Annotated in this window: 26 protein-coding genes, 2 pseudogenes and 1 riboswitch; of the genes and pseudogenes, 16 read left to right on the top strand and 12 right to left on the bottom strand. The window is 73.3% G+C overall.

Features of this window, described 5'->3' with window-relative positions; translation table 11 throughout:
• Positions 1–505: pseudogene (locus BN344_RS20760) on the top strand (hypothetical protein); the annotation flags it as partial.
• Positions 506–598: 93 nt separating this feature from the next.
• Positions 599–1,714 carry an SRPBCC family protein gene (locus BN344_RS12805; protein ID WP_040338780.1) on the top strand — a complete coding sequence of 372 codons (1,116 nt, stop codon included), beginning with the start codon at positions 599–601 and terminating at the stop codon, positions 1,712–1,714.
• Positions 1,715–1,739: 25 nt separating this feature from the next.
• On the opposite strand, the gene BN344_RS12800 is transcribed toward BN344_RS12805, so the two are convergent.
• Together BN344_RS12800 and BN344_RS12795 are read right to left on the bottom strand one after the other, a co-directional pair.
• Positions 1,740–2,360, bottom strand: a complete 621-nt coding sequence (locus BN344_RS12800) for an alpha/beta hydrolase family protein (RefSeq protein ID WP_040338779.1) — start codon at positions 2,358–2,360, stop codon at positions 1,740–1,742.
• Positions 2,357–3,028 (bottom strand): DedA family protein, encoded by a 672-nt coding sequence (locus BN344_RS12795; protein WP_040339216.1) that lies wholly within the window; start codon positions 3,026–3,028, stop codon positions 2,357–2,359. Before BN344_RS12795 ends, BN344_RS12800 begins: the two co-directional genes overlap by 4 nt.
• A 71-nt stretch (positions 3,029–3,099) precedes the next feature.
• On the opposite strand from BN344_RS12795, the gene BN344_RS12790 reads away from it, so the two are divergent.
• The 4 genes from BN344_RS12790 to BN344_RS12780 all read left to right on the top strand — a co-directional run bounded on the left by BN344_RS12790 (position 3,100) and on the right by BN344_RS12780 (position 5,420).
• Positions 3,100–4,398 carry an amidohydrolase family protein gene (locus BN344_RS12790; RefSeq protein WP_040338778.1) on the top strand — a complete coding sequence of 433 codons (1,299 nt, stop codon included), beginning with the start codon at positions 3,100–3,102 and terminating at the stop codon, positions 4,396–4,398.
• A complete protein-coding gene (locus tag BN344_RS21055) occupies positions 4,395–4,526 on the top strand; it encodes a hypothetical protein (RefSeq protein WP_269319905.1) in 132 nt (43 codons plus the stop codon). The genes BN344_RS12790 and BN344_RS21055 overlap by 4 nt, the downstream gene beginning before the upstream one ends.
• A 64-nt stretch (positions 4,527–4,590) precedes the next feature.
• Positions 4,591–4,941 (top strand): ArsR/SmtB family transcription factor, encoded by a 351-nt coding sequence (locus BN344_RS12785; RefSeq protein WP_040338777.1) that lies wholly within the window; start codon positions 4,591–4,593, stop codon positions 4,939–4,941.
• Positions 4,938–5,420: an SRPBCC family protein gene (locus tag BN344_RS12780; protein WP_040338776.1), complete on the top strand. Its 483-nt coding sequence runs from the start codon at positions 4,938–4,940 to the stop codon at positions 5,418–5,420. The genes BN344_RS12785 and BN344_RS12780 overlap by 4 nt, the downstream gene beginning before the upstream one ends.
• A 71-nt stretch (positions 5,421–5,491) precedes the next feature.
• Here BN344_RS12780 and BN344_RS12775 read toward each other — a convergent pair whose 3' ends face one another.
• The gene (locus BN344_RS12775) at positions 5,492–6,298 is read right to left on the bottom strand and encodes an MBL fold metallo-hydrolase (protein ID WP_040338775.1); all 807 of its coding nucleotides are present in this window, start codon (positions 6,296–6,298) and stop codon (positions 5,492–5,494) included.
• A gap of 106 nt (positions 6,299–6,404) precedes the next feature.
• Between BN344_RS12775 and BN344_RS12770 the strand changes: the two genes are divergently transcribed.
• The 5 genes and pseudogenes from BN344_RS12770 (at position 6,405) to BN344_RS20755 (ending at position 12,653) form a co-directional block, all read left to right on the top strand.
• Entirely contained in the window at positions 6,405–7,916 is a 1,512-nt protein-coding gene (locus BN344_RS12770) for a TldD/PmbA family protein (protein WP_040338774.1), read from the top strand.
• Complete coding sequence (locus BN344_RS12765; protein ID WP_040338773.1) at positions 7,913–9,304, top strand: metallopeptidase TldD-related protein; 1,392 nt, start codon at positions 7,913–7,915, stop codon at positions 9,302–9,304. Before BN344_RS12770 ends, BN344_RS12765 begins: the two co-directional genes overlap by 4 nt.
• A gap of 260 nt (positions 9,305–9,564) precedes the next feature.
• On the top strand, positions 9,565–9,867 hold the full coding sequence (locus tag BN344_RS12760; RefSeq protein WP_040338772.1) for a hypothetical protein: 303 nt from the start codon (positions 9,565–9,567) through the stop codon (positions 9,865–9,867).
• 274 nt (positions 9,868–10,141) lie between these two features.
• On the top strand, positions 10,142–11,170 hold the full coding sequence (locus BN344_RS12755; RefSeq protein ID WP_040338771.1) for a C40 family peptidase: 1,029 nt from the start codon (positions 10,142–10,144) through the stop codon (positions 11,168–11,170).
• Between the two features lie 13 nt (positions 11,171–11,183).
• Positions 11,184–12,653: pseudogene (locus BN344_RS20755) on the top strand (APC family permease).
• Between the two features lie 6 nt (positions 12,654–12,659).
• On the opposite strand, the gene BN344_RS12745 reads toward BN344_RS20755, so the two are convergent.
• Positions 12,660–13,238: a YdeI/OmpD-associated family protein gene (locus tag BN344_RS12745; protein WP_040338770.1), complete on the bottom strand. Its 579-nt coding sequence runs from the start codon at positions 13,236–13,238 to the stop codon at positions 12,660–12,662.
• Positions 13,239–13,340: 102 nt separating this feature from the next.
• Between BN344_RS12745 and BN344_RS12740 the strand changes: the two genes are divergently transcribed.
• The 5 genes from BN344_RS12740 (at position 13,341) to BN344_RS12720 (ending at position 17,300) form a co-directional block, all read left to right on the top strand.
• Positions 13,341–14,081: a histidine phosphatase family protein gene (locus BN344_RS12740; protein ID WP_040338769.1), complete on the top strand. Its 741-nt coding sequence runs from the start codon at positions 13,341–13,343 to the stop codon at positions 14,079–14,081.
• A complete protein-coding gene (locus BN344_RS12735; RefSeq protein ID WP_040338768.1) occupies positions 14,062–14,952 on the top strand; it encodes an NAD(P)H-hydrate dehydratase in 891 nt (296 codons plus the stop codon). The genes BN344_RS12740 and BN344_RS12735 overlap by 20 nt, the downstream gene beginning before the upstream one ends.
• A 67-nt stretch (positions 14,953–15,019) precedes the next feature.
• The gene (gdhA, locus tag BN344_RS12730) at positions 15,020–16,363 is read left to right on the top strand and encodes an NADP-specific glutamate dehydrogenase (protein WP_040339215.1); all 1,344 of its coding nucleotides are present in this window, start codon (positions 15,020–15,022) and stop codon (positions 16,361–16,363) included.
• Between the two features lie 9 nt (positions 16,364–16,372).
• Positions 16,373–16,903 carry a gamma carbonic anhydrase family protein gene (locus BN344_RS12725; protein WP_040338767.1) on the top strand — a complete coding sequence of 177 codons (531 nt, stop codon included), beginning with the start codon at positions 16,373–16,375 and terminating at the stop codon, positions 16,901–16,903.
• A 4-nt stretch (positions 16,904–16,907) separates the two neighbouring features.
• Complete coding sequence (locus BN344_RS12720; RefSeq protein ID WP_231486763.1) at positions 16,908–17,300, top strand: VOC family protein; 393 nt, start codon at positions 16,908–16,910, stop codon at positions 17,298–17,300.
• Between the two features lie 10 nt (positions 17,301–17,310).
• Here BN344_RS12720 and metX read toward each other — a convergent pair whose 3' ends face one another.
• The 8 genes from metX to BN344_RS12680 form a co-directional block, all read right to left on the bottom strand.
• A complete protein-coding gene (gene metX, locus BN344_RS12715; protein ID WP_040338766.1) occupies positions 17,311–18,384 on the bottom strand; it encodes a homoserine O-acetyltransferase MetX in 1,074 nt (357 codons plus the stop codon).
• A gap of 2 nt (positions 18,385–18,386) precedes the next feature.
• The gene (locus tag BN344_RS12710) at positions 18,387–19,679 is read right to left on the bottom strand and encodes a bifunctional o-acetylhomoserine/o-acetylserine sulfhydrylase (protein ID WP_040338765.1); all 1,293 of its coding nucleotides are present in this window, start codon (positions 19,677–19,679) and stop codon (positions 18,387–18,389) included.
• A 44-nt stretch (positions 19,680–19,723) separates the two neighbouring features.
• Positions 19,724–19,841, bottom strand: a riboswitch (SAM riboswitch).
• Between the two features lie 168 nt (positions 19,842–20,009).
• Entirely contained in the window at positions 20,010–20,786 is a 777-nt protein-coding gene (locus tag BN344_RS12705) for an amino acid ABC transporter ATP-binding protein (protein WP_462475930.1), read from the bottom strand.
• Positions 20,783–21,739 (bottom strand): amino acid ABC transporter permease, encoded by a 957-nt coding sequence (locus BN344_RS12700; protein ID WP_051515854.1) that lies wholly within the window; start codon positions 21,737–21,739, stop codon positions 20,783–20,785. Before BN344_RS12700 ends, BN344_RS12705 begins: the two co-directional genes overlap by 4 nt.
• A 13-nt stretch (positions 21,740–21,752) precedes the next feature.
• Entirely contained in the window at positions 21,753–22,685 is a 933-nt protein-coding gene (locus BN344_RS12695) for an ABC transporter substrate-binding protein (RefSeq protein WP_040338764.1), read from the bottom strand.
• Between the two features lie 85 nt (positions 22,686–22,770).
• On the bottom strand, positions 22,771–23,274 hold the full coding sequence (locus tag BN344_RS12690; RefSeq protein ID WP_040338763.1) for a hypothetical protein: 504 nt from the start codon (positions 23,272–23,274) through the stop codon (positions 22,771–22,773).
• Complete coding sequence (locus BN344_RS12685) at positions 23,271–24,200, bottom strand: mechanosensitive ion channel family protein (protein ID WP_231486761.1); 930 nt, start codon at positions 24,198–24,200, stop codon at positions 23,271–23,273. The genes BN344_RS12690 and BN344_RS12685 overlap by 4 nt, the downstream gene beginning before the upstream one ends.
• A gap of 37 nt (positions 24,201–24,237) precedes the next feature.
• Positions 24,238–25,044, bottom strand: coding sequence for a thioesterase family protein (locus BN344_RS12680; protein WP_040338762.1), 807 nt, complete (start codon positions 25,042–25,044; stop codon positions 24,238–24,240).
• Positions 25,045–25,196: the final 152 nt, after the last annotated feature.

Below are 25,196 nucleotides of genomic sequence, written 5' to 3'. Positions count from 1 at the left end.
CGCGGTGGCCCTCGGCCTGCTCGGGGCGAGGGCGGCGCGCCTGGCGCGGCGGCTGGCCCGCCCCGGCGAGCGGCCGCCGTCCGGACTGGCCGCCGCCCTGACCGTGCGCAGCACCGGTTCGGCTGCACGGGCGCTGGCCCGCACGGTCACCCGCCACCACTGGCCGCTGGCCTTCGCGGCCGCCGTGCTCTCCCCGCGCGTGCGCCGGCGCGTGGCGGCCGTCGCCGTGGCCGAGGGGCTGCTGGCGTGGTGGCCGCAGCGGCACCGGGTGGGACCGGTCCGTTTCGTCCTGGCGCGACGCCTCGACGACCTCGCCTACGGGGCGGGGCTGTGGGCAGGGGCGGTGCGCGCGCGATCCGCGCGGGCGCTGCTGCCCGCCCGGCCGCCGGCCGGCCCGGAACCGGCACAGCAGCCCCAGCGGGCTCTGCAGGCGCACCCGGACGGGGGACATCATAAGAACCAGGCGCTTTCGCGTCGTGGTCACGGGGAAGGGGTCGGACGGTAGCGTCGGGCTGCCGCCGGTCCGTACTCGTCCGTCCCGCCCCGGCCCCGCTTCTGCCGCGGGCCCCGAGGTACGCAGCCCCAGGAGGATCCAGCCGTGCAACTGGAGAACTCGTTCCGCGTGCCCCTGCCCGTCGACGAGGCGTGGCGGGTGCTGCTCGACGTCGAGCGGGTGGTCCCCTGCATGCCCGGGGCCACGCTCGATTCCGTGGCCGGCGACCGCGCCACCGGCGAGATGAAGGTCAAGCTCGGCCCGATCAACCTGACCTACCAGGGTACGGCCACGGTCACGGTGAAGGACGAGGCGGCGCACCGCGCGGTGATCGACGCCCGCGGCAAGGACCAGCGGGGCAACGGCACCGCCACGGCGCTCATCACCGCCACCCTGGCGGCGGAGGGTGCGACGACGCGGGTGGACGTCGTCACCGATCTGACCATCACCGGCCGGCCGGCCCAGTTCGGCAAGGGCGTGATGACCGACGTCGGCAGCAAGCTGCTCGGCCAGTTCGCCGACAAGCTCGCCGCGCAGCTGGGCTCCTCCCCCGCGTCCGCCCCGGGACCGGTGGCGAAGGCCGCCGCGACGGCCACGGGAGCGGTCGAGGAGATCGCCGCCTCGGTGGAGCAGGTGCCCGGCGACGGCGCCGCGACGGCCGCGGTGAAGAAGGCGGCGGCCGCCACGAAGAAGGCGGCGGCCGGGGCGACGGAGAAGGTGACCGAATCGGCGGCGCCGGCCGAGGAGAAGCCGGCCAAGAAGGCCGCCGCGGGCAAGAAGACGGCGGCCGCCAAGAAGACGGCGCCCGCGAAAACCGCGCCCGCGAAGGCTGCGCCCGCGAAGGCTGCGCCCGCGAAGGCTGCGCCCGCGAAGGCTGCGCCGGCGAAGAAGGCCGCGAAGGAGACGCCCGCAGCCCCCGCCGCGAAGGCCGCTCCTGCCCGGGACTCCGTACCCGCGGGTGCGAAGCGGCCCAGTGGCCCGCCCACGGGGTCGTCGGCACCTCCTGCCCGCCCGGCCACGGGCGCTCCGGTCCGGAGCGTGCCCGCGGCCCGGCCCACTCCTCCTGCCGAGCCCGCACCGGCGGCCCGGCCGGAGCCGATCGACCTGCTCGAGGTGTCCGGCGCGAGCTCACCCGCTCGCTACGCCCCCGCGGTGGGCGCCGCGGCGGCGGTGCTCGCCGTCGTCCTGCTGGTGCGCCGCCGTCGTCGTCGGCACGGCTGACCCCTGTCGGCACCGCGGGCAGCGGTCAGGCGGGGAGAACCTCGGTGAGCCAGGAGAGCGCCGCGGCGGCCACCAGCCCCGTGTTCTTCTTCAGCGAGTGGTCGCCGGGCACCGCGTAGACCGAGGCGTGCCCGATCCCGGTGAGCGCGGCGGCGACGTGCTCGGGCCGACCCATCGCGTCCGTCTCGCCCTGGACGACGACGAACGGGACGGCCACGCCGGTGAGTTCGGGCGCCCGGGTCTTCTCCGGCCTGCCCGGCGGGTGCAGGGGGAAGGCGAGCGCCAGGACCCCGGCCGCACCTTCGGCGGCAGCGGTGCGGCAGGCGACCCGCGCCCCCGCGCTCCGGCCACCCAGCACCAGGCGGCCGGGCAGCCGGTCCTGGAGGCGCAGCCGGTCCAGCACCGCTCCCCAGGCCTCGTCCAGCCGCGGCGGCGCCGGCGCGATGCGCTTGCCGGCCACCCGCCACGGCTGGTCGACCCGGTGCACGAGCCAGCCGGCGTCGGCCGCCTCGAGGGCCACGGCGTCGAGGTCCGGGGACTCCGACCCCCCACCGGCGCCGTGCCCCAGCACGAGGGTGCCCGCGCTCCCGTCCCCGGCGGAGACCACACGGGCCGGGCCGTGCGGGGTGTCGACCAGGTCGGTCATGGCTCGTCACGCTCGTCCGCCGGCAGGTGCGCTCCGGCCGTCGGCGGGCGTTGCAGCCCGCCGCTGAGCTTCTTGTAGGCGAACCAGGTCACGGCGACGACCACGGCGACGACCACCGCGTAGTCCAGGTACTGCAGGTTCTCCTGCACGAAGTCGCCGGCGGCCACGCCCAGGCCGATGAGCACGCTGTTCCAGATCAGGCTGCCGCCGGCGGTGAAGAGCAGGAACTGGCCGATCGGCATCCGCACGACCCCCGCCGGTACCGAGATGAAACTGCGCACGATCGGCACCATGCGGCCGAAGAACACCGCCGAACGCCCGTGCCGCTCGAACCACTCGAAGGTCTTGTCCACGTCCGCCGTCTCCACCAGCGGCAGCCGGTCGAGGAAGGCGTGCGAGCGCCGCGGGCCGAGCGCCCGTCCGACGTAGTAGAAGAACGTCGCGCCGAGGAGTGATCCGAGGGTCGCGAAGAGGATGACCGGCACGACCTCCATCTCGCCGTCGTTGATCAGCACGCCGGCCAGCCCGAGGACCGCCTCGCTGGGGATCGGGGGGATCACGGTCTCGGCCAGGATGGCCAGCCCCACCCCCACCGGTCCCAGGGAGTTCACGAGGTCGAGCAGGAAACCGGTGATCCCTCCCTCGTCGGCGGCGGTGAGGAGGTCCACGGCGCCCACGGTATCGCGCCTCCTGCGCGCTGCCGCGACGCGCACCGACGGCGGCACTACCGTCCCGAGGTATGCGCCAGCGCTTCACCGCCCGGGCGGCCGTGGTCGGGAACCGCGCCGGCACCGTCGTCCCCGATGTCGTCCTGGACGTCGAGGACGGCGCGATCACCTGGCTCGGTCCGGCTCCGGAGGCCCCGGACGCCGGGGATGCCGAGGTCGTGGCCCTGCCCGGCGTCCTGACCCCCGGCCTGGTCAACACCCATTCGCACGCCCCCATGGCGCTGTTCCGCGGCCAGGGCGAGGGCCTGCCGCTGGACCGCTGGCTCCAGGACGTCATGTGGCCCCGCGAGGCACGCCTGACTCCCGAGGACGTCGAGGCCGCCATGACCGCGGCGTCGGCCGAGATGCTGGGCAACGGCATCACCACCAGCGTGGAGATGTACTTCCACCCCGAGCGGATCGCCGCCGCGGTCGGCACGACGGGCGCCCGTGCGGTCATCGCCACGCCGCTGCTGCCGCTGCCGGGGATGCCCCCGATGGAGGAGCAGCTCGCCGCCGCCGTGGCGCTGGCCACCGGCGCGTCCGGTGACGGGCGGGTGGAGTACGGACTGGGGCCGCACGCCGCCTACACCGTGCCGCTGCCCGTGCTCCGGGACGCCGCCGCAGCCGCCCGCGAGCACGGCCTGCTCGTGAGCCTGCACGTCGCCGAGACCACGACCGAGGGCGCCGATCTGCTCGCCGCCCACGGGATGTCCGTGCCGGCGCTGCTGGCGGCGCAGGGAGTGCTCGGCGGCCGCGTCCTGGCCGCCCACTGCGTGCACATGGACGACGACGACCTCGAGCTGTGGCGCGAGTACGACGTCGCCGTCGCGCACTGCCCGGCCAGCAACGCCAAGCTGGCCAGCGGTGTCGCCCGCGTGCGCGACATGCTGGACCGCGGGATCCGTCTCGGGCTCGGTACCGACGGCCCGGCGTCGAACGACTCCCTCGACCTGCTGGCCGACCTGCGCCTGGCCGCAGCCATGGCGCGGCTGCGCGAGGGGGCGGCCACCGCGCTCTCCGCGGCCGAGGCGTTCTGGCTGGCCACCGGCGCGGCGGCCGATGCCGTGGGTCGTCCCGACCTGGGCGTGCTGGAGGCCGGACGCCGGGCCGACCTCGTGCACGTCGACACCCGCGACCTGGTCTTCGAGCCGGTCGGCGACCCGGCCGACCTGCTGGCCCACCTGGTCTGGTCGGCCGACGGCCGGCACGTGCGCGACGTCTGGGTCGGCGGGGAGCCCGTGGTCCGTGACGGCGTCTCGACGCGGGTGGACGCCGACGCCTCGCGACGCGACGTCGCCGAGCGAGCGGCCCGGCTGGCGGCGGGGTGACCCGCGGCCCGGCGCCGGCGGCCGTCGTCGTCGGTGGCGGGATCGGTGGTCTGGCCGCCCGGCAGCTGGACGGCGTCCTCGGCTGGCGGCCGCCGGGCGCCGATCAGCTTTCTCAACCAAACGGTTGACCACGTCGGCCGCGCGGCGCTAGCGTCCTCTTCAACCGAAAGGTTGAGGAAGAGGAGGAACCTGGTGGCGGATCCGCTCTCCCGGGTGTTCTCGGCGCTGGCCGACCCCACCCGGCGGGACATCGTGGCGCGGCTCGCGGTCGGCGACGCCACGGTCAACGAGCTCGCCGCGCCCTACGACGTGACCGTCCAGGCCGTCTCCAAGCACCTCAAGGTGCTCGAGGACGCCGGCCTGGTGAGCCGCAGCCGGGAGGCCCAGCGCCGCCCGGTGCACCTCGAGGCCGAGGTGTTCGACCTGATGACCACGTGGATCGAGCGCTACCGGCGCCAGGCCGAGGAGCGCTACCGCCGTCTCGACGACGTCCTGCGATCGATGCCGGATGCCGACCCCCCGTCCCTGGAAGGACAGCCATGACCAGCACCACGCACCGCGAGACCCAGATCGTCGTCGACCCCGACGTCCCGCTCGTCCGGATCACCCGCGAGTTCGACGCACCGCCCGCCGACGTCTTCCGGGCGCACGTCGACCCGGAGCTCTTCGCGCAGTGGACCGGCCCCAAGGGCATGGAGATCCGGATCGATCGGCACGACTGCCGGACCGGCGGCTCCTACCGCTACGTGATGTCGCAGGACGGCGAGGACTACGGCTTCAACGGCGTCTTCCACGAGGTGCGCGAGAACGAGCTGATCGTGCAGACGTTCGCCTTCGAGGGCATGCCCGACGACGTCGCTCTGGAGAAGCTCGTCCTCGAGGACCTCGGGAACGGGCGCACCCGCCTCACCTCGACCTCGCTGGTCGACTCGTTCGAGGGCCGCGACGGCTTCGTCGCCAGCGGCATGGAGGTCGGCGTCACCGAGGGCTACGCCAAGCTCGACGAGCTCCTCGCCCGCTGAGTCGGACGACGAGATCTGCACATCGGCCCTCACCAGGGCGCTGATGGGGGCGACTGTGCAGATCTCGTCCATCAGGCGCGGAGGCTGATCGTCTCGCCGCGCTGCACGGTGCGGACGCTGCCCGGCAGTTCCCGGCGGCCGACCTCGGCGACGAAGTCACCGAGCGGGCTCCTGAAGCGGTCGTAGTCGTCGTAGTGCACCGGCACGGTGACCGGCGGCTTCAGGAGCTCGACGAGGTCGGCGCCCTGCCGGGCGTCCATGGTCACGGTGAGACCGAGCGCCTTCGTCCCGCCCAGGTGCGGGATGAGCACGTCGAGCGGACCGCAGCGCTCCAGGACCTCGCCGAGGAACGGCCGGTAGAGGGTGTCGCCGCTGATGTACCCGCGCCAGGAGACCGCGCCGCCGTCCCGGATGAGCTCGACCACGCTGCCCATGACCGAGGGCAGCAGCTTCGCCAGCGGCCCGGGGCCGTGCACGCCGGGCACCGCGGTGATCCGCAGGGTGTCGGTCCCCCGGGTGAACTCGTGGGTCTGCCAGGGCTGCAGGTCCGCGGTGCCGGAGAAGCCGCGTCTGGCGAGGCACGTCGCGGCCTCCGAGGTCGTGACCACCGGCGTCCCCTTGGGCAGCGACCTCGTCGCGATGCGGTCCCAGTGGTCGCCGTGCATGTGCGACAGCAGGATCCCGTCGAGCGCCGGCAGCTGGGTCGGCTGCAGCGCCGGCTCGGTCAGGCGCTTGGCCCGCAGGCCGTAGCCCAGGTGGGCGCGGTCGCCGCGGTGCAGGAAGTTGGGATCGGTCAGCAGCGTGAACCCGCCGATCCGCAGCAGCATCGTCGCGGTGCCGCCGAAGGTCATCGTCACGTCGTCCGCAGGTCCGGCCATGCCGGTCGCCTACCCGCGACCAGATCTGCACACTCGCCCCCATCAGGGCGCTGATGGGTGCGACTGTGCAGATCTCGTGGGCGTCGGGGGCTGGTAGACAGGCCGCGTGCCAGCACGCGCCGTCGACGAGTCCTTCCTCGCCCTGCCCCTGTCCGCGCTCACCGACGCCGCGCTCACCCGCGCGGTGGACCTGGGCTGCGAGCACGCCGACATCCGGGTCGAGCGGATCCGCACCCAGACGATCAGCCTGCGTGACGCCCGCCCCGAGGCGGTGACCGACGGCGAGGACCTGGGCCTCTCCGTGCGGGTCGTGCACGAGGGCACCTGGGGCTTCGCCGCCGGCGTCGTCCTCACCGCCGCGGAGGCCGTGCGGCTGGCCGAGGAGGCGATCGCCGTGGCGAAGGTGTCCGCGGCCATCAACAGCGACCGCGTGGAGCTGGCGCCCGAGCCGGTGTACCCGGACGCCACGTGGGTCTCGGACTACGACATCGACCCGTTCGAGATCCCCGACCCGGAGAAGACCGGCCTGCTCACCGAGCTCTCGGAGCGGCTGCTCGCGGCCGACGGGGTCGAGCACGTGCAGAGCAGCTGCATGCACGTGAAGGAGCAGAAGTACTACGCCGACACCGCCGGCACCCGCACCCGCCAGCAGCGGGTCCGCATCCATCCCGAGTTCACGGCGCTCACCGTCGACCGCGCCACCGGCCAGTTCGAGAGCATGCGCACCCTGGCGCCGCCGGTGGGCCGCGGCTGGGAGTACCTCACGGGCACCGGCTGGGACTGGCGCGCCGAACTCGCCGAGATCCCCGAACTGCTGCGCGAGAAGACCAAGGCGCCGTCGGTCGATCCCGGCCGCTACGACCTGGTCATCGACCCGTCGAACCTGTTCCTGACCATCCACGAGTCCATCGGCCACGCCACCGAGCTGGACCGGGCGCTCGGCTACGAGGCGGCGTACGCCGGCACCTCGTTCGCGACGCCCGACCTGCTCGGCTCGCTGCAGTACGGCTCGCCGCTGATGCACGTCACCGGCGACCGCACCGCCGCGCACGGGCTGTCCACCATCGGCTGGGACGACGAGGGCGTCGCGGGCCAGGAGTGGGACATCGTGAAGGACGGCGTCCTCGTGGGCTACCAGGTGGACCGGAACATGGCCCGGCTGCGCGGGATGCCGCGCTCCAACGGCTGCGCGTTCGCCGACTCCCCGGGGCACGTGCCGGTGCAGCGGATGGCCAACGTCTCGCTGCGGCCGGCCCCCGACGGGCCCTCGGCCGAGGAGATCATCGCCGGCGTCGACCGCGGCATCTACGTCGTCGGGGACAAGAGCTGGTCGATCGACATGCAGCGCTACAACTTCCAGTTCACCGGCCAGCGGTTCTACAAGATCGAGGGCGGCAGGCTCGCCGGCCAGCTGCGCGACGTCGCCTACCAGGCGACGACGACGGACTTCTGGGGGTCCATGTCGGTCGTCGGCGGGCCGCAGACCTACGTGCTCGGCGGCGCCTTCAACTGCGGCAAGGCCCAGCCGGGGCAGGTGGCGCCGGTGAGCCACGGCTGCCCCACCGCGCGCTTCGACCAGGTGTCGGTGCTCAACACCGTCCAGGAGGCCGGCCGATGAGCCTGCACCGCTCCGCGCAGGAGCTCGTCGAGCAGGCGCTGGCCGCCTCGACTGCGGACTTCCAGATCACCTACGTCACCGAGCACTCCGAGGCGAACCTGCGGTGGGCGGGCAACAGCCTCACCACCAACGGGGCGATGCGCTCGCGCTCGGTCGTCGTCGTCTCCTTCGTCGACGGCGGCGCCGGGATGGCCTCGGCCTCCGTGTCCCGCACGGGGACGCCGGACATCGCGGAGCTGGTGACCGCCAGCGAGCGGGCGGCCCGGGACGCCGGCCCCGCCGAGGACGCCGTGCCGCTGGTCGCGGAGGAGCCGCCGGGCAACGGCGACTGGTCGGCCGACCCCGCGGAGACCTCGATCGCGGTGTTCGAGGAGTTCGCGCCGGCGCTGGGCCAGGCCTTCGGCGAGGCCCGCGACCGGGAGGAGCTGCTCTTCGGCTTCGCCGAGCACGTCATGAGAACCACCTATCTGGGCAGCTCGACCGGGCTGCGGCTGCGCACCGACCAGCCCACGGGGCGGGTGGAGCTCAACGGCAAGAGCACCGACTTCGCGCGGTCGGTGTGGTCGGGCACCAGTACCCGCGACTTCCGCGACGTCTCCGTCGCCGCGCTCGCGGCCGATGTCGAGCGGAAGATGGGCTGGTCGCGACGGCGCATCGACCTGCCGGCCGGCCGCTACGAGACGCTGCTCCCGCCGTCCGCCGTCAGCGACCTCATGATCTACCTGTACTGGACCATGGAGGCCCGGGACGCCGACGAGGGCCGGAACGTCTTCGCCCGCACCGGTGGCGGCAACCGCATCGGCGACCGGCTGGCCGAGCTCCCGCTCACCCTGCGCAGCGACCCGGCCCATCCAGGACTGGAGGCCGCGCCGTTCCAGGTGGTGCCCGCCTCGTCGGGCGCGGCCTCGGTCTTCGACAACGGGCTGGCCGCGCCGCCGATCGACTGGATCACCGACGGCGTCCTCACCAACCTGGTCCGCCCGCGCGCCTGGGCGCTGAAGCAGACCGCGCCGGCGACCGTCGCCGTCGACAACCTGATCCTCGAGGACCGCTCGGCGACGGTCGCACCCGACGAGATGGTGGCGGCCACGGAGCGCGGCCTGCTGCTGACGACGCTCTGGTACATCCGCGAGGTCGACCCGCAGACGCTGCTGCTGACCGGGCTCACCCGGGACGGCGTGTTCCTCGTCGAGGGCGGTGAGGTGACCGGCGCGGTGAACAACTTCCGGTTCAACGAGTCGCCGGTCGACCTCCTCGCCCGGACGGTGCAGGCCAGCCGCACCGAGCGCACCCTGCCGCGGGAGTGGAACGACTGGTTCACCCGTGCGGCCATGCCGATGCTCCGGGTGCCGGACTTCAACATGAGCTCGGTCTCGCCCGCCAGCTAGGGCGCTCCGCCACGGCCGGCACGCGCGCCCCACCAGTCACCGGAACGGTTCCGACCGGTGGAGTTCCGACAACCCTCCCCGCGAGGGATGGGGAGTTGTGACGGCGACGGCCCGTGCGGGCGGGGCTACCGTGGGTGTCGAAATTGGTGTGGCCGAAGGCTTTACCCCAGGTCCGATCCTGCCGAAACCTTCAGTAGCTCCTATTACGTACACGCACACGGGCCCGGCTCTCCGGAACGGGCTGTCGAGGGGAGGACTCCGTGAGCAGGAGTCACAAGCCGTCCGTCTTCCAGATCGGCAAGGTCCGGGACGACGGCCACACGGTCGTCATCTCCGGCTGGGGCCTGGGCCTCTGCGCCGCAGCCTGCGCCTGCCACCGCCACCCGTCGGCGGGCAATCTCGCCATCGACGAGGACCAGGCCGGGGGCCGCCTCGGGCTGGTCAGCCACGCCGAGGGTGGCTGCGACTGCTGCGAGGCGTGGACGGCCGAGGAGCTCTCTTCGATCCTCCGCGACTTCCAGACCATCGCCGGCCTGCAGGTGCAGGAGCCGCTCGCCGGCTGAACGAGTCCTTCCGGGTGGCACCACCCGCCCGCCCAGCCCCGCCGCACGCACCATCGCGGCGGGGCTTCGGTGCATCCGGGGCCGTATACCCCCGACGCGTGGCGCCCGTGTGAGCCACGTGATGGCTGGGTCGCATGGGGCGGACGAGGTGGGAGCAGCGGTCCGCAACCGCGCGCCGTTCGTAACGGGTCGACACATCGTCCCTACGGTGCGTACCGACGCGCAAAGAACAGTGCCCTTCCCCGGCACCGGCGCAGCTGATCGGAGGCCGACCGTGCAGTCCGCACGCACGACCCCGCGTCGCCGCTCCCGCGCCTTCCTCGCGATGGCCGCCGCGCTCGTCGCCACGGCCGCGGGAGTGCTCGCACCCTCGCCGGCCGGCGCCGCCCCGACCACCGCCGCCGAGGCCTCCCGCCTCGTGCAGGAAGCGGCGCAGGAGCTGACCGTCGTCGACGAGCAGGTCCACGAGGCCGAGATCGCCGTCCAGGACCAGCAGGAGGCGGCGCGCGTCGCGGCGGAGCAGGCCGCCGCCGCGCAGGCCGCCCTGGCCGTGTTCGAACCGCAGCTGCGCGCCATCGCGAAGAGCGGCTACACGGGCAAGACGCAGTCGCGGGTCGCCGCGATGCTCACCAGCGACTCCGCCGACGAACTCGTCCAGCAGATGACGACGCTGGACATGATCGCCGCGCACACCAACGCCGTCGTCTCGCAGGCGGCCGCGGCCAAGACCGCGGCACAGCAGGCGCAGGCCGCCGCCGACGAGGCCACGGCCACGGCCGAGGCCGGGCTCCGGCAGCTGCAGGAGCAGAAGGCGGACGTGCAGAAGCGGGCCGCCGCCTACCAGGCCGATTTCGCCCGGCTCTCCGCCACCGAGCAGGCACGCGTGACCACCGCCGTCGCCGGCCGTTCACTCGACGCCCCGGCGGTCGCCGAGCTGCCGGTCGCGCCGGGCTCGGCCGCCGCCGTTGCGATCGCGACCGCGCTGGCCCAGGTGGGCGACCGGTACGCCGGTGGCGGCACCGGCCCGGACGCGTTCGACTGCTCGGGGCTCACGTCGTTCGCCTACCGCGCTGCCGGGGTCTCGCTGCCGCACTCGAGCCGCGCGCAGTCCCAGCTCGGCCGGCAGGTCTCCCGTGACGAGCTGCAGCCCGGCGACCTGGTCTTCTACTACACGCCGATCAGCCACGTGGCCCTCTACATCGGCAACGGGATGATCGTGCACGCGCGCACCTACGGGAAGCCGGTCGCCGTGACGAGCGTCGACCAGAACGGCTACCGGTTCGGCGTCCGCCTCACCGGCTGAGGACAATCGCGGGGTGACGGCTCCCGCGAGCGCCCCCGGGGCGCCGGCGACCCTGCGGCCTGACGCCGTCGGCTTCCTCGACACCCTGGTCATCGGCCTCGCGGCCACCTCGCCGGCCTACTCGCTGGCCGCCGTCCTCGGACCCGTCGTGGCCCTCGTGGGCGTGCACGCCCCCGGTGTCCTGCTGGCCTCCTTTCTGCCGATGCTGCTCATCGCAGGGGCGTTCGCGGCCCTCAACCGCGTCGACCCCGACTGCGGGACGACGTTCTCCTGGGTGACGCGGGCGATGGGTCCCTGGACGGGCTGGATCGCCGGCTGGGCGATCGCGATGACCGGCGTCCTGGTGCTCGGGTCGCTGGCCGAGGTGGGTGTCCGGTTCACCCTGCTGGCCGCCGGCCTCGACGGCTGGACGGAGTCGACGCCGGTCGTCATGGGCCTGTCCGTGCTGCTCGTGGTGCTCATGGCCGCCATCTGCGTGCGGGGCACCGAGCTCTCCTCCCGGCTGCAGAACGGCCTGATCGTCGCCCAGACCCTCGCCCTGCTGGTGTTCGCGGTCGTCGCCCTGGTCAGGGGCCTCGGCGGGGACAGCCCCTTCGGCGGGCTGGACCCTGCATGGAGCTGGCTGGACCCCTTCGGTTCCGGGGGTGCGTCGCTGACCAGCGGGCTGCTCCTGGGCGTCTTCGCCTACTGGGGCTGAGAGTCCGCGGTCAACCTCACCGAGGAGACCCGCGACCGGCTGCGGGCGCCGGGCCGGGCCGGCGTCTGGTCGACCGTCGTCCTGCTCGTCACCTACCTGGGCGTGGCGACGGCCGTGCTCGCCTTCGCCGGCACCGGCTGGCTGGCCGCGAACGCCGACGAGGAGGAGGCGGTGTTCGCGCTGCTGTCGACGCAAGCGCTCGGCGGCTGGGACTGGGTGGTGCTGCTCGCCGTCGCCACCTCGGCCATCGCCTCCACCCAGACGACGATCATCCCGGCATCGCGCACCGGCCTGTCCATGGCCCGCCGGGCCGCCCTCCCCCGCCGCTTCGCCTCGATCTCGCCCACGCGGCGCACCCCCGACGTCTCCACCTGGTGGGTCGCCGGCGTGGGGGTGGCCTGGTACCTCGGGGTGGGCCTGGTCAGCGAGAACGCGCTCTTCGACTCGATCACCGGGCTCTCGCTGCTGATCGCGCTGTACTACGCCCTCACGGGCCTGGCCTGCGCCGTGTACTTCCGCCGGCGGCTGCTGCGCAGCGTGCGGGACCTGCTCCTGCTCGGGGTCGGCCCGCTGGTCGGCGCCGGGATGCTCGCCTGGCTGCTCGTGCTCTCGGTGCGCGACCTCGCCGACGCGGAGAACTCCTACACCGGCCAGGCGTGGTTCGGCGTGGGCCCGCCCCTGGTGATCGGCGTCGGCGTCATGGCGGCCGGAGTGGTCCTCATGCTCTGGTGGCGACGGCGGGACGCCACGTTCTGGCGCGAGCGGCCCAGCCGCCACCCCGGGTGAGCCCCCTCAGTGCAGGGTGTCGCCGGAGGCGAGCATCTCGACGAGCGCGGAGATGCGCTTCGCCCGGGTCTTGTCGGTGTTCGCCGTCTGCACCCGCCAGAGGACGGCGTACCGGTTCTGCCCGTCCAGTCCGTCGAACGCCGCCCGCGCGGCGGGGACCGCGTCCAGCGCGGCGGCGAGGTCGTCGGGCACGGTGATCGTGGCCGGCCCGGCGTAGGCGCGCTCCCAGCGGCCGTCGGCCTTCGCCGCCTCGACCGCCGCGAGCCCGGCCGGACGCATCCGCTCCTCGGCGGTCAGCCGCTCCACCGTGGTCACGTTCTTGGCCGACCAGACGCTCTTCGGCCGCCGCGGCGTGATCCGCTGCACGTACCAGGTGTCGTCGATCCGATTGGCCCGGCCGTCGATCCACCCGAAGCAGAGCAGCACCTCGACCATGCCGGCCCAGGCGATCGAGGGGATTCCGGTGCCCTTCTTGGCGATCTTGACGTACAGCCCGGGGGCGGTCTCGTGGTGCTCCTCGAGCCAGGCCTCGAGGGCGGTCTGGTCGGCGAAGGGGAGAACCGGGAGGTCCGTCGGCAGCGTCACGGCGCCATCCTGCCTCGGGGTGGTGACGGTTTCGGGGGCCTCGCGCGCGGCTACCGGCCAGCGGATGCCCGCAGGGCGCGGCGCGAGGACGGGAGGTGACGGGTGGCCGGCCAGGAACCGGGTCCGTCGGTGCTGTGGCTCGTGCGGCACGGCGAGAGCGTGGGGAACGTCGCTGACGCACAGGCCCAGGAGGCCGGCGCGGGTCGCCTGGACCTCGACGTGCGCGACCCCGACGTCCCCCTGTCCGACACCGGCCGCGCCCAGGCCGAGGCGCTGGGCGCCTGGTTGGCCGCGCTGCCGGAGGACCAGCGGCCGACGGCGGTGCTCAGCTCCCCGTTCGAGCGCGCGCTGACCACCGCCCGCCTGGCGACGGCGGACCTGGGCATCCGGGTGCGCACCGACGAGCGGCTGCGGGAGCGTGACTTCGGTGCCTTCGACCGGATGACCGGCGCCGGCATCCGCGAGCAGTTCCCCGACGAGGCCGCGCGCCGCGACCTGCTGGGCAAGTTCTACTACCGGCCGCCCGGCGGCGAGAGCTGGGCCGACGTCGCCCTGCGCATCCGCAGCCTGCTGGCCACCGAGGGCCTGCGGCACGACTGCGAGCGGCTCGTGGTCTTCGCGCACCAGGCGGTGATCATGGTGTTCCGCTACGTGCTGGAGGAGCTGACCGAGCAGGAACTGCTCGTCGTCGACCGGGAGGAGCAGGTGGCCAACGCCTCGCTGACCCGGTACGAGCGGGAGGACTCGGGGAGCTTCCGGCTCGTCGCCTTCAACGAGGTGGACCACCTGGTCGCCGAGCACGAGCACGTCACCGAGGAGCCCGATGCCGTCGAACAGGCCTGACCCGACCACCGTCACCCCCGAGGTGCTGAGGGGGTGGCCGCTGCCCGAGCCGGCCGGGGGCAAGAACGCCCGCGGTTCGATCCTGGTGATCGGCGGCAGCACCGAGACCCTCGGCGCGGTCCTGCTGGCCGCCGAGGCGGCGATGCGGGCCGGCGCGGGCAAGCTCCAGGTGGCCACGATCGCAGCGATGGCGCCGCACGTCGCCACCGCGCTGCCCGAGGCCCTGGTCCGGGCGCTCCCCGAGACCGACGGGGGCGCGATCGCCCCGGAGGCCGCCGAGGTCGTGCGCGAGCTCGCCGAGGCCGCGGACGCCGTGCTGATCGGCCCGGGCATGGCGGACAAGGAGGCGACCCAGGCGTTCGGCGAGCGGCTGCTGCCGCACCTGCGCGGTCCGCTCGCCCTGGACGCGCTCGGCCTCGCGGCGGTCACCGCCGACGAGGGTTGCGTGCACCACCTCGAGGGGCGGGTCGTGCTCACGCCCAACCCGACCGAGGCCGCCCACTCCCTGCACGTCGAGGAGGACGAGGTCGACGAGGACCCGGCGGGATCCGCGGCCGACCTCGCCGCCCGGACCAAGGGGGTGGTCGGCCTGGGCGGGGCGACCTCGTGGATCGCCACGCCCGACGGCCGGATCTGGCGCGACGACAGCGGGAACGCCGGCCTGGGTGTCTCCGGCTCCGGGGACGTGCGCGCCGGCATCACCGGCGGCCTGCTCGCCCGGGGGGCCGAGCCGGCCCAGGCGGCGGTGTGGGCGGCCTGGCTGCACGGCCGGGCGGGCGAGCGGCTGGCCTCGTCCGTGGGCCGGCTGGGCTTCCTCGCCCGCGAGCTGCCGGGGGAGGTCCCGCGGGCCCTGGCGGAGGTGGCCCCCTGACCGCCGCAGCGGCGCGCGTACCTTGATCCCTCGTCATCGGAACAGCAGTACGGAGGATCGCGTGCACGTGGACGTGCCTGCCAAGGTGCAGGAGATCTACGCCGAGGTGCTTCGGCGCAACCCCGGTGAGGCCGAGTTCCACCAGGCCGTGCGCGAGGTGCTCGAGTCGCTGGCCGTCGTCCTCGGCCGGCACAGCGAGTACGCCGAGATGAAGACGATCGAGCGGATCTGCGAGCCCGAGCGGCAGATCATCTTCCGCGTGCCGTGGCAGGACGACCACGGCCAGGTCCAGATCAACCGGGGCTTCCGCGTCGAGTTCAACTCCGCTCTCGGCCCCTACAAGGGCGGCCTGCGCTTCCACCCCTCGGTCAACCTCGGCATCGTCAAGTTCCTCGGCTTCGAGCAGATCTTCAAGAACGCCCTGACCGGCATGCCCATCGGCGGCGGCAAGGGCGGCTCGGACTTCGACCCCAAGAACCGCTCCGACGCCGAGGTCATGCGGTTCTGCCAGTCGTTCATGACCGAGCTGTACCGGCACCTGGGCGAGTACACCGACGTCCCGGCCGGTGACATCGGGGTCGGCGCACGCGAGATCGGCTACCTGTTCGGCCAGTACAAGCGGATCACCAACCGGTACGAGTCCGGCGTCATCACCGGCAAGGGGCTGGGCTGGGGCGGTGCGCTGGTCCGCCGGGAGGCCACCGGGTACGGCGCCGCCTTCTTCGCCGACGCGATGATGCACGCCCGGGGCGAGTCCTTCGAGGGGCGCCGGGTGGTCATCAGCGGCTCGGGCAACGTCGCCGTCTACGGCATCGAGAAGGTGCACGAGCTCGGCGGCGTCGTCGTCGCGTGCTCGGACTCCAGTGGCTACGTCGTCGACGAGAAGGGCATCGACCTCGAGATCCTGAAGCAGGTCAAGGAGACCGAGCGCGGCCGGATCAGCGAGTACGCCGACCGGGTCGCCAGCGCCCACTACATCTCGCAGGGGTCCATCTGGGACGTCCCCTGCGAGGTCGCGATGCCCAGCGCCACGCAGAACGAGCTGGACGGCCGGGACGCGCGCACGCTGGCCCGCAACGGCTGCCAGTACGTCGTCGAGGGGGCGAACATGCCCGCCACCCCCGACGCGGTCTCGCTCTTCCGGGCCTCGGGCATCGGGTTCGCGCCGGGCAAGGCCGCCAACGCCGGCGGCGTGGCCACCTCCGCGCTGGAGATGCAGCAGAACGCGTCCCGCGACCGGTGGAGCTTCGAGCAGAGCGAGGCCAAGCTCGAGGAGATCATGCGCGGCATCCACGCGCGCTGCCACGAGACGGCCGAGGAGTACGGGTCGCCGGGTGATCTCGTGCTCGGCGCCAACGTGGCCGGGTTCCTCCAGGTCGCCGAGGCGGTGCACGCCCACGGCCTGATCTAGGTTCGCCGGGTGGACAACTTCATCGGCGCCCTGGACTTCGGCACTCCGGCCATCGACGACGAGGCGTTCGTCGCGCCCACGGCGGTCGTGGTGGGAGCGGTGACGATGGGGCCGCGCTCGAGCATCTGGTACGGCGCCGTCGCGCGGGCGGACGCCGAGGTCATCGAGATCGGCGCCGACACCAACATCCAGGACGGCTGCACGCTGCACTCCGACCCGGGCTTCCCGCTGGTGGTGGGGGCGCGGGTGTCGGTGGGCCACCGGGTGGTGCTGCACGGTGCGCGCATCGACGACGACGTGCTCGTCGGCATGGGCAGCGTCGTCATGAACGGCGCGCACATCGGCTCGGGCTCGATCGTGGCCGCGGGCGCCGTCGTCACCCAGGGCAAGGTCTTCCCGCCGCGCTCGCTCATCGCCGGCGTCCCGGCGAAGGTCATGCGCGAGGCGACCGACGACGACCAGCTGCACATCCAGTGCAACGCCAAGGCCTACAGCGAGCGGCTGGCCTCGGCCCGGCGGGTGCGCCGGCTGGACCGCTGAGCCCGTGACCCACCCGTCGACGGGCGCCTTCGAACTGCTGCCGCTCCACCACGTGCAGCTGGCCATCCCCGCGGGCGGCGAGGAGCAGTGCCGGGCGTTCTGGCGGGACGTGCTCGGCATGCGGGAGCTGGAGAAGCCGCCCGTGCTCGCCGCCCGCGGTGGGTGCTGGTTCCGGGGCGGCGGCCTGGAGGTCCACCTCGGGGTCGAGGAGCCGTTCGCCCCGGCGAGGAAGGCCCACCCCGGGTTGCTGGTGAGCGGCCTGCGCGGTGTGGCGGAGGCACTGGAGGCGGCCGGACATCCGGTGACCTGGGACGACGACTTCCCGGGTCACGACCGGTTCTACGCGGCCGACCCCTTCGGCAACCGGCTCGAGTTCCTGGAGCCGGCCGGACGGTAGGTGACCGCCGTCAGCCGGCGAGGAGCCCGGCCAGCAGGCCGCCGACCTCGTCGACCTCGACGAGGAACCCGTCGTGCCCGTACGGGGACCGGATGAGCTGCAGGGGGACGTCGAGGGCGTCGGCGACGCGCTGCTGCAGCGCCGGCGGGTAGAGCCGGTCGCTGTCGATGCCGGCGACGACGGTGCGGGCGGTGACGCGGGCCAGCGCCGCCTCGACCCCTCCCCGACCACGGCCGACGTCCCAGGAGTTCATCGCCTCCGTGAGCACCACGTAGCTGCCGGCGTCGAACCGTGCGGCCAGCTTGGTGGCGTGGTGGTCGAGGTAGGAGGCGACGGCGAAGCGGCCGTCCTCCTGGACCCGGGAACCGAACCTGGCGTCGAGCTCCAGGGCGCTGCGGTAGGTGAGGTGGGCGATCCGCCGGGCGACGCCCAGCCCGTCGACCGGGGGAGCGTCGGCCGGGTAGTCGCCGCCCGCCCAGCGGGCGTCGGCGCGGATGGCCGCCTGCTGGGTGGTTTGCGTGCCGATCTGGTCGGCGCTGGCGGAGGCGCCCGACGCCAGGAAGAACAGCGACCCCACCCGCTCGGGCAGCGCCACCGCCCACTCGAGCGCCCGCATGCCGCCCATCGAGCCGCCCACCACGCACGCCCACCGGCCGATGCCGAGCGCGTCGGCCAGGGCCACCTCGACCCGGACCTGGTCGCCGACGGTCACCTCGGGGAAACGCGAGCCCCACCGTGCGCCGTCGGGGGCCGTCGAGGACGGCCCCGTCGTCCCCTGGCAGCCGCCGAGCACGTTGGCGCAGACGACGAACCACCGGTCGGTGTCCAGCGGGCGGCCCGGCCCGACGATGCCCTCCCACCAGCCCGCGGTCGGATGCCCCGGGCCGGTGGCGCCGACCACGTGGCTGTCGCCGGTGAGCGCGTGCTCGACCAGCACCGCGTTGCCGCCGTCGGGAGCGAGCGTCCCCCAGGTCTCGTAGGCCACCCGCACCGACGGCAGCTCTCCGCCCCGCTCGGGGGCGAACGCGGGCAGGTCGAGGAAGAGCCGGTCGCCGACCGGATCCCCCTCGACCCACCCGCCCATGCTCAGGCCGACTTGGCGGCCCGGAAACCGGCCTCGAGGTCGGCGATGATGTCCTCGATGCCCTCCAGGCCCACGGCCAGCCGCACCAGGCCCGGCGTGACGCCGGTGGTGAGCTGCTCCTCGGGGGTCAGCTGCGAGTGCGTCGTGGACGCCGGGTGGATGACCAGCGAGCGGACGTCGCCGATGTTGGCCACGTGGCTGTGCAGCTCGAGCGCCTCGACGAACTTCTGGCCGGCCTCCTTGCCGCCGTGCAGCTCGAAGGTGAGGACGGCGCCGGCGCCCTTGGGGGCGTACTTCTGCTGCGCGGCGTGCCACTGGTTGGTGGGCAGGCCGGCGTAGTTGACCCGGTCGACGGCGTCGTGCGCCTCGAGGTACTCGGCCACCCGCTGGGCGTTGGCCACGTGCCGCTCCATGCGCAGCGAGAGCGTCTCGATGCCCTGGACGACGAGGAAGGCGTTGAACGGGCTGATGGCGGGGCCGAGGTCGCGGAGCAGCTGCACCCGCGCCTTGAGCGCGTAGGCGGGCGCGCCGAGGTCGGCGTAGACGACGCCGTGGTACGTGGGGTCGGCCGTGGTGAACATCGGGTGCTTGCCGCCGCGCCAGTCGAACGTGCCGCCGTCGACGATCAGACCGGCGATCGCGGTGCCGTGGCCGCCCAGGTACTTGGTGGCCGAGTGCACGACGATGTCGGCGCCGAACTCGAACGGGCGGATCAGGTACGGGGTGGCGACGGTGTTGTCCACGATCAGCGGCACGCCGTTGCGGTGCGCGACGCCCGCGACGGCCTCGATGTCGAGGACGTCGCCCTTCGGGTTGCCGATCGTCTCGGCGTAGAAGGCGCGGGTGTTCTCCTGCACCAGCGCCTGCCAGGCCTCGGGGTCGTCGGGGTTCTCGACGAAGGAGACGGTGATGCCGAGCTTGGGCAGCGAGTGGTGCAGCAGGTTGTAGGTGCCGCCGTACAGCGAGGCGGAGGCGACGACGTGGTCGCCGGCCTCGGCGAGGTTGAGGATGGCGAGGGTCTCCGCGGCCTGGCCGGAGGCGACCGCGAGCGCGGCGACCCCGCCCTCCAGCGAGGCGACGCGCTGCTCGAGCGCGTCCTGCGTCGGGTTCATGATGCGGGTGTAGATGTTGCCCATCTCGGCCAGCGCGAAGAGGTCCGCGGCGTGCTGGCTGTCGCGGAACTGGTAGCTGGTGGTCGCGTAGATCGGCAGGGCGCGCGCCCCGGTGGTCGGGTCGGGGCTGGCTCCGGCGTGGATCTGCCGGGTCTCGAAGCTCCAGTTCTGCGGGTCGCTCATGTGCGCCGTCTCCTCTCGGTCAGGAGATCCCGCGGCGCACGGGAGCTCCGTCCTTGCCACCGTGGCGGACGCCGCGACAGCCGGCTCTTCCCCTGGAGCACCTCAGACGGAGTAGAGGTTGCCGGGCAGTCAGCCAGGTGCTTCGCACTGCCTCTCGTGAGCCGTGTCGATCTTAGGCACGCGCGATGTCACACGTGAAACACGGGTCCCACGGTGGCGGCGATGATCAGCTGACCTGATCATCGAGCGTCCTCCCTCGTGGTGGGCGCTGAGGGAGGACGCTGCACGATCAGGTCAGCTGATCGTCGACGGGGGACGGGGGGAACCCGCTCAGAGGACCTTGGAGAGGAACGCCTGCGTGCGCTCGTGCTGGGGGTCGGTGAGCACCTGGCGGGGGTCGCCGGCCTCGACGACGACGCCGTCGTCCATGAAGACCAGGGTGTCGCCGACCTCGCGGGCGAAGCCCATCTCGTGGGTGACGACGATCATCGTCATGCCGTCGGCGGCCAGCCCGCGCATCACGTCGAGCACCTCGCCGACCAGTTCGGGGTCGAGCGCCGAGGTCGGCTCGTCGAAGAGCATCAGCTTGGGCTCCATGGCCAGCGCGCGGGCGATCGCCACCCGCTGCTGCTGGCCGCCGGAGAGCTGGTTCGGGTAGGTGTGCACCCGGTCGCCCAGACCCACCCGGTCCAGCAGCTCCGCGGCCCGTGCGCGGGCGTCGGCCTTGCCCACCCGCTTGACCTGGACCGGCGCCTCGGCGACGTTCTCCAGCGCCGTCATGTGCGGGAAGAGGTTGAACCGCTGGAACACCATGCCGATGTCGCGGCGCTGGGCGGCCACCTCGCGGTCGCGCAGCTCGTGCAGCTTGCCGCCCTTCTCGCGGTAGCCGACCAGGTGGCCGTCCACCCACAGCCGCCCGGCGGTGATCTGCTCCAGGTGGTTGATGCACCGCAGGAACGTGGACTTGCCCGACCCCGACGGCCCGACGATGCACATGACCTCGCGCGGTGCGACCTCGAGGTCGATGCCCTTGAGCACCTCGACGTGGCCGAAGGACTTGTGCACCGCCTCGGCCTTCACCATGGGCGCCGCGGACGTGCCGGTCACTTGCTGCTCCCCACCTCGGCGGCGCGGCGCGCGGCCCGCTGCGCCCGGGTCTCCCGGCCGCCGAACCCGCGGCTGAACCGCCGTTCCAGGAAGTACTGGCCGACCATGAGCACGCTGGCCAGCGCCAGGTACCAGAGGATGGCGGCCACGGCCATCGGGATCACCTGGAACGTGCGGCTGCCGATGGCGCGCAGCTGGAAGTTCAGCTCGTTGGACACCGGGATGGCGATGAGCAGCGCGGTGTCCTTCAGCATGGCGATCGTCTCGTTGCCCGTCGGCGGGATGATGACCCGCATCGCCTGCGGCAGCACGATCCGGCGCATGGTCCGCGCCCGGCTCATGCCCAGCGCGGCGGCGGCCTCGGCCTGACCCGGGTCGACCGACTGGATGCCGGCGCGGACGATCTCGGCCATGTAGGCGGCCTCGGAGAGGAACAGTCCGATCAGGCCGGCCATGAAGCCGACGAAGATGTCGTTGCCGTCGAAGCCGAAGAACCGCCAGTCGCCCTGGAACCCGAACAGGTCCATGAGCTGCTGGTCGAACGGGACGCCGAACTCGTACCGGGAGTAGAGAGCGCCCAGGTTGGCGACGAAGAACAGCAGCACGATCCGGGGGATCGCGCGGAAGAACCAGATGTAGGCCCACGCCGCGGACGAGACGATCGGGTTGGGCGAGAGCCGCATGATCGCCACGACGATGCCGAGCAGCACGCCCAGGACCATGGCAAGCACGGTCATGATCAGGGTCGTCCGCGCCCCGCGCAGCACCGGGTCGCTGAACATGTTGTCGACCATGAAGTCCCACCGGAACACCGGGTTGGTGACCAGCATGTGGACGAACATCGCCGCCAGGACGGCGATGACGGCCGCGGCGATCCAGCGGCCGGGGTGGCGGACCGGCACCGCCTCGATCGGATCGGGCGGTGCCGGTCGCGCCGGTGTCTCGGAGGTCATGCCGACCGGCAGGTCAGGAGGCCGGGTTCACGGACGGGTCGTCGATGGCGCCGTCCTCGACGCCCCAGTTGCTCAGGACCTCGTCGTAGGCGCCCTCGTCGATGAGCGCCTGCAGCGCGCGCTGCAGCGCTTCCGCGAACTGCGTCTGCTCCTTCGGGACGACGTAGCCGTAGGGGGCGGAGTCGTAGATGTCGCCGAGCAGCTCCAGCTGGCCGTCGGTCTGCTGCACGGCGTAGGCCATGACCGGCGAGTCGGCGAGCACCGCGTCGACCCGGCCGGAGGCGACCGCGGCGGTGGCGTCGGCCTGCGACTCGAACTGCTGGATGTCGATCTCGTCGTCGCCGGCGGCCTCGCAGGCCTCCGAGCGGGCGGTCACGTCGTCCACCTGGATGGTTCCGGTCTGGACGGCGACGGACAGGCCGCAGGCGTTGTCGGGGTCGACGTCGTCGGGGTTGCCCTCGCGGGTGGCCCACTGGGTGCCGGCGTTGAAGTAGCTGACCATCGTCGCCTCGGCCAGCCGGTCCGGGTTGATCGTGAAGGAGGAGACGCCGGCCTCGTACCGGCCGGAGCCGACGCCCGCGATGATGCTGTCGAACGGGGCGGACTCGAACTCCGCCTCCAGGCCCAGCTTCTGGGCGACGAGGGTGAACAGGTCGACGTCGAAGCCGATGATCGTCTCGCCGTCCTCGTCGAGGAACTCGCTGGGCGCGTAGGTGGTGTCGCTGCCGACGCTGATGACGCCGTCCTCGGCGATCTCGGCGGGCACGAGCGCGGCCAGCTCCTCGTCGACCTCGACCTCGGGCAGCTCGGAGCCGGCGGCGTCCCCGCCACCACCACCGGAGGAGCCGGAGTCGGAATCGTCACCGCAGCCGGTGAGGATCAGCGCGGCGCTGGTGGCGGCTGCGACGAGCGTCGCGCGGCGGCGGGTCAGGGAACGAGCGGACACGGGCGGGCCTTCCTTCGGGACGGGCAGACACTCGATCTTGCCTTGCGGCGTGTCGTAGCGGGCCGGGAGGTCCGTACCACTTCGGTCACGGTGCGGGAGGCGACGACGGCGCGGAGCCGCCCGGCCCGGTCGTCCCGCCCGTCGGCTCCGAGGTCTCCGTCGGCTCGTCGGGCTCCGACGTGTCGGAGTCGGGGCTCGTCGGGCCGGGCGGCCGGCTCGTCGTGGGCGTCCCGGTCTCCTCGTCGGGGTCCTCGGTCGGTTCCGGCCCCGAGGTGGTCTCGGGCGCGGCGGGTTCCGACGGCTCCGAGGGCTCCACCGGGGCCTCCACGTCGGTGTTCCCCCCGGACGGCCGTGTGCCGACCGGATCCGGGTCGGGCCGGACGTTGAGGTACAGCGTGAAGACGGCGAGGAAGAGCACCGACAGGAAGACCGTCGAGGTCCGCGCCCGGCCGAGGTGGTCGGGGAGGTTGTCCCACGTCCACCACCGGGAGGCGGGCGGCGGCGCCTCGGTGGCGCTGGTCGGGGCGGTGCTGACCGTGGGGTCGGCGACCGCGTCGCCCGTCGTGGGCTCGTGCTGCGGCGTGGTCACGCGTCCTCCCTCTCCCGCTCGGGCCGGCCCGCCGGCTCGTCGTCCGGCGTCGGGGGCGTCACCTTCATGCCCTGATCACGGAACGCCTCGACGACGCGGGCGCGCAGGTCGCGGCCGACGTCGAACTGCTTGCCCGGCAGCGTGCGCGCCACCATCCGGACGTTCACCTGCTCCAGGTCGAGGCTCTCCACGCCCATCACGCTGGGCGCGTCGAGCAGCAGCGGTCGCAGAGCGGGGTCCCGGAAGGCATCCCGGCCGACGGAGCGCAGGACCTCGTTCACCCGGTTGACGTCGACGCCCGTCGGGACGGGGACGTCGACGACGGCCCGGGCCCAGTCGCGGGACAGGTTGGTGACCTTGACGATCTGCCCGTTGGGCACGGTGACGACCTCGCCGTCCGCCGAGCGCACCCGGGTGATCCGCAACGTGACGTCCTCGACGGTGCCGGTCGCGGGCTCCATCCCGCCCACGACCTGGATCGCGACGACGTCGCCGAAGCCGTACTGACGTTCGGTGATGATGAAGAACCCGGCCAGGACGTCGCCGACGACCCGCTGCGCGCCGAAGCCGAGCCCGACGCCCAGGGCCGCGGTCGGCGCGACCAGCCCGGAGATCGGCACGCCGAGCCGCTCGAGCACGAAGAACACGGCGACGGAGTAGATGAGGACGACGGCGGCCCAGGTGAGCACCTGGGTGAGGGAGTGCCGGTGCTTGGCCGCCTCGGAGCGGACCAGCGCGTCCCCGCCGGTGTACCGGTCGTCGATCCGGCTGGTGATCCGGCTCCCGGCCCACGTCACGAGCCGGGCGAGCAGCACCGAGCCGAGGATGATCAGGACCACCTCGAGTCCCCGCCCGGACAGCCAGTCCAGGACGTCCCTCAGCGCATCGCCCACGGCCGATTCCTCCTCGTCGATGTCGTCGTCCACCTTGCTGCGCCCGTCGACCGGTGGCCGACCGGGATCCTCATCGCGGCTCCACGAACAGCGACTGGGTGGAGCGGCCGATCGCGCCGTCCTCGTCGAAGAGGACGGCGGAGCACTGCGCGGCGCCGGAGTCGCCGAGCACGGTGATCGCGTCCATGCCCAGCCACTCTCCCCGCGGTGGCCGGTGCAACGCCACACTCAGGTCGACGTTGGCGAACGTGGCGGACCTCCCGTCGAGCACCGCCGAGATGCCGCTGGCGGCGTCGGTCATGACCAGCAGGTGCTGCAGCGGCGTGATGGGCTCGCCCTCGACCAGGGTGCACTGCGGGCGGGTCCAGGCGGCGGCCGGCCCCCGGGCGTCGAAGTCGCCGGAGGCGAACCGCCACTCCAGCGCCTTGTGGTACGCGATCTCGGAGCGGAAGAAGGACGCCTCTCCTGGCCGGCTGGCCTCCACGCCGGCCGGGGCCGGGTGCGCCGCCTCCGGGGCCGCGCCCTCGACGGGAGCCGGGAGGCCCTCGGTGCGGGTGCGCATGCGCCAGGCCGACAGCCGCATCAGCGGGCGGTCGTCGCCGGCGTCCAGCACCGCCTCGACGAGCTCCACGCGGCGGCCGGGCCGGACGATCCTGCTGCGGATCCGCACCGGTCCGACGGGCACCGGACCGAGGATGTCGTAGTTCAGCCGCACCGTCTGGCCACCGTCGATCCCGCCGGCCCGCTCCGCCTCCCGGGCCAGCAGTGCGGCCGGCGGGCCGGCGTGCTGCAGGCCGGGATCCCACGGGCCGATGGTCAGGGCGGTGGCCGTGAACCCCTCGGCGGTGGGCACGTAGAGGGCGCCGGGCAGCTCCATGACGTCAGTCTGGTCGGTGGCCCCGGCACGAGATCGCCGGGGCCCGATCGGGCAATTCGCGTTTGGGTCGCCCCGGAAGTGGTGAGTGCGTCCGGTCGAGGTTTCGTGTCCCCCGCAGGCCGGGGGCGACCGCTCATCCCCGTCGACAGGAA

Source organism: Candidatus Blastococcus massiliensis AP3 (assembly GCF_000582785.1).
GTDB lineage: Bacteria > Actinomycetota > Actinomycetes > Mycobacteriales > Geodermatophilaceae > Blastococcus > Blastococcus massiliensis.
This window is presented reverse-complemented; position numbering and strand designations above follow the sequence as displayed.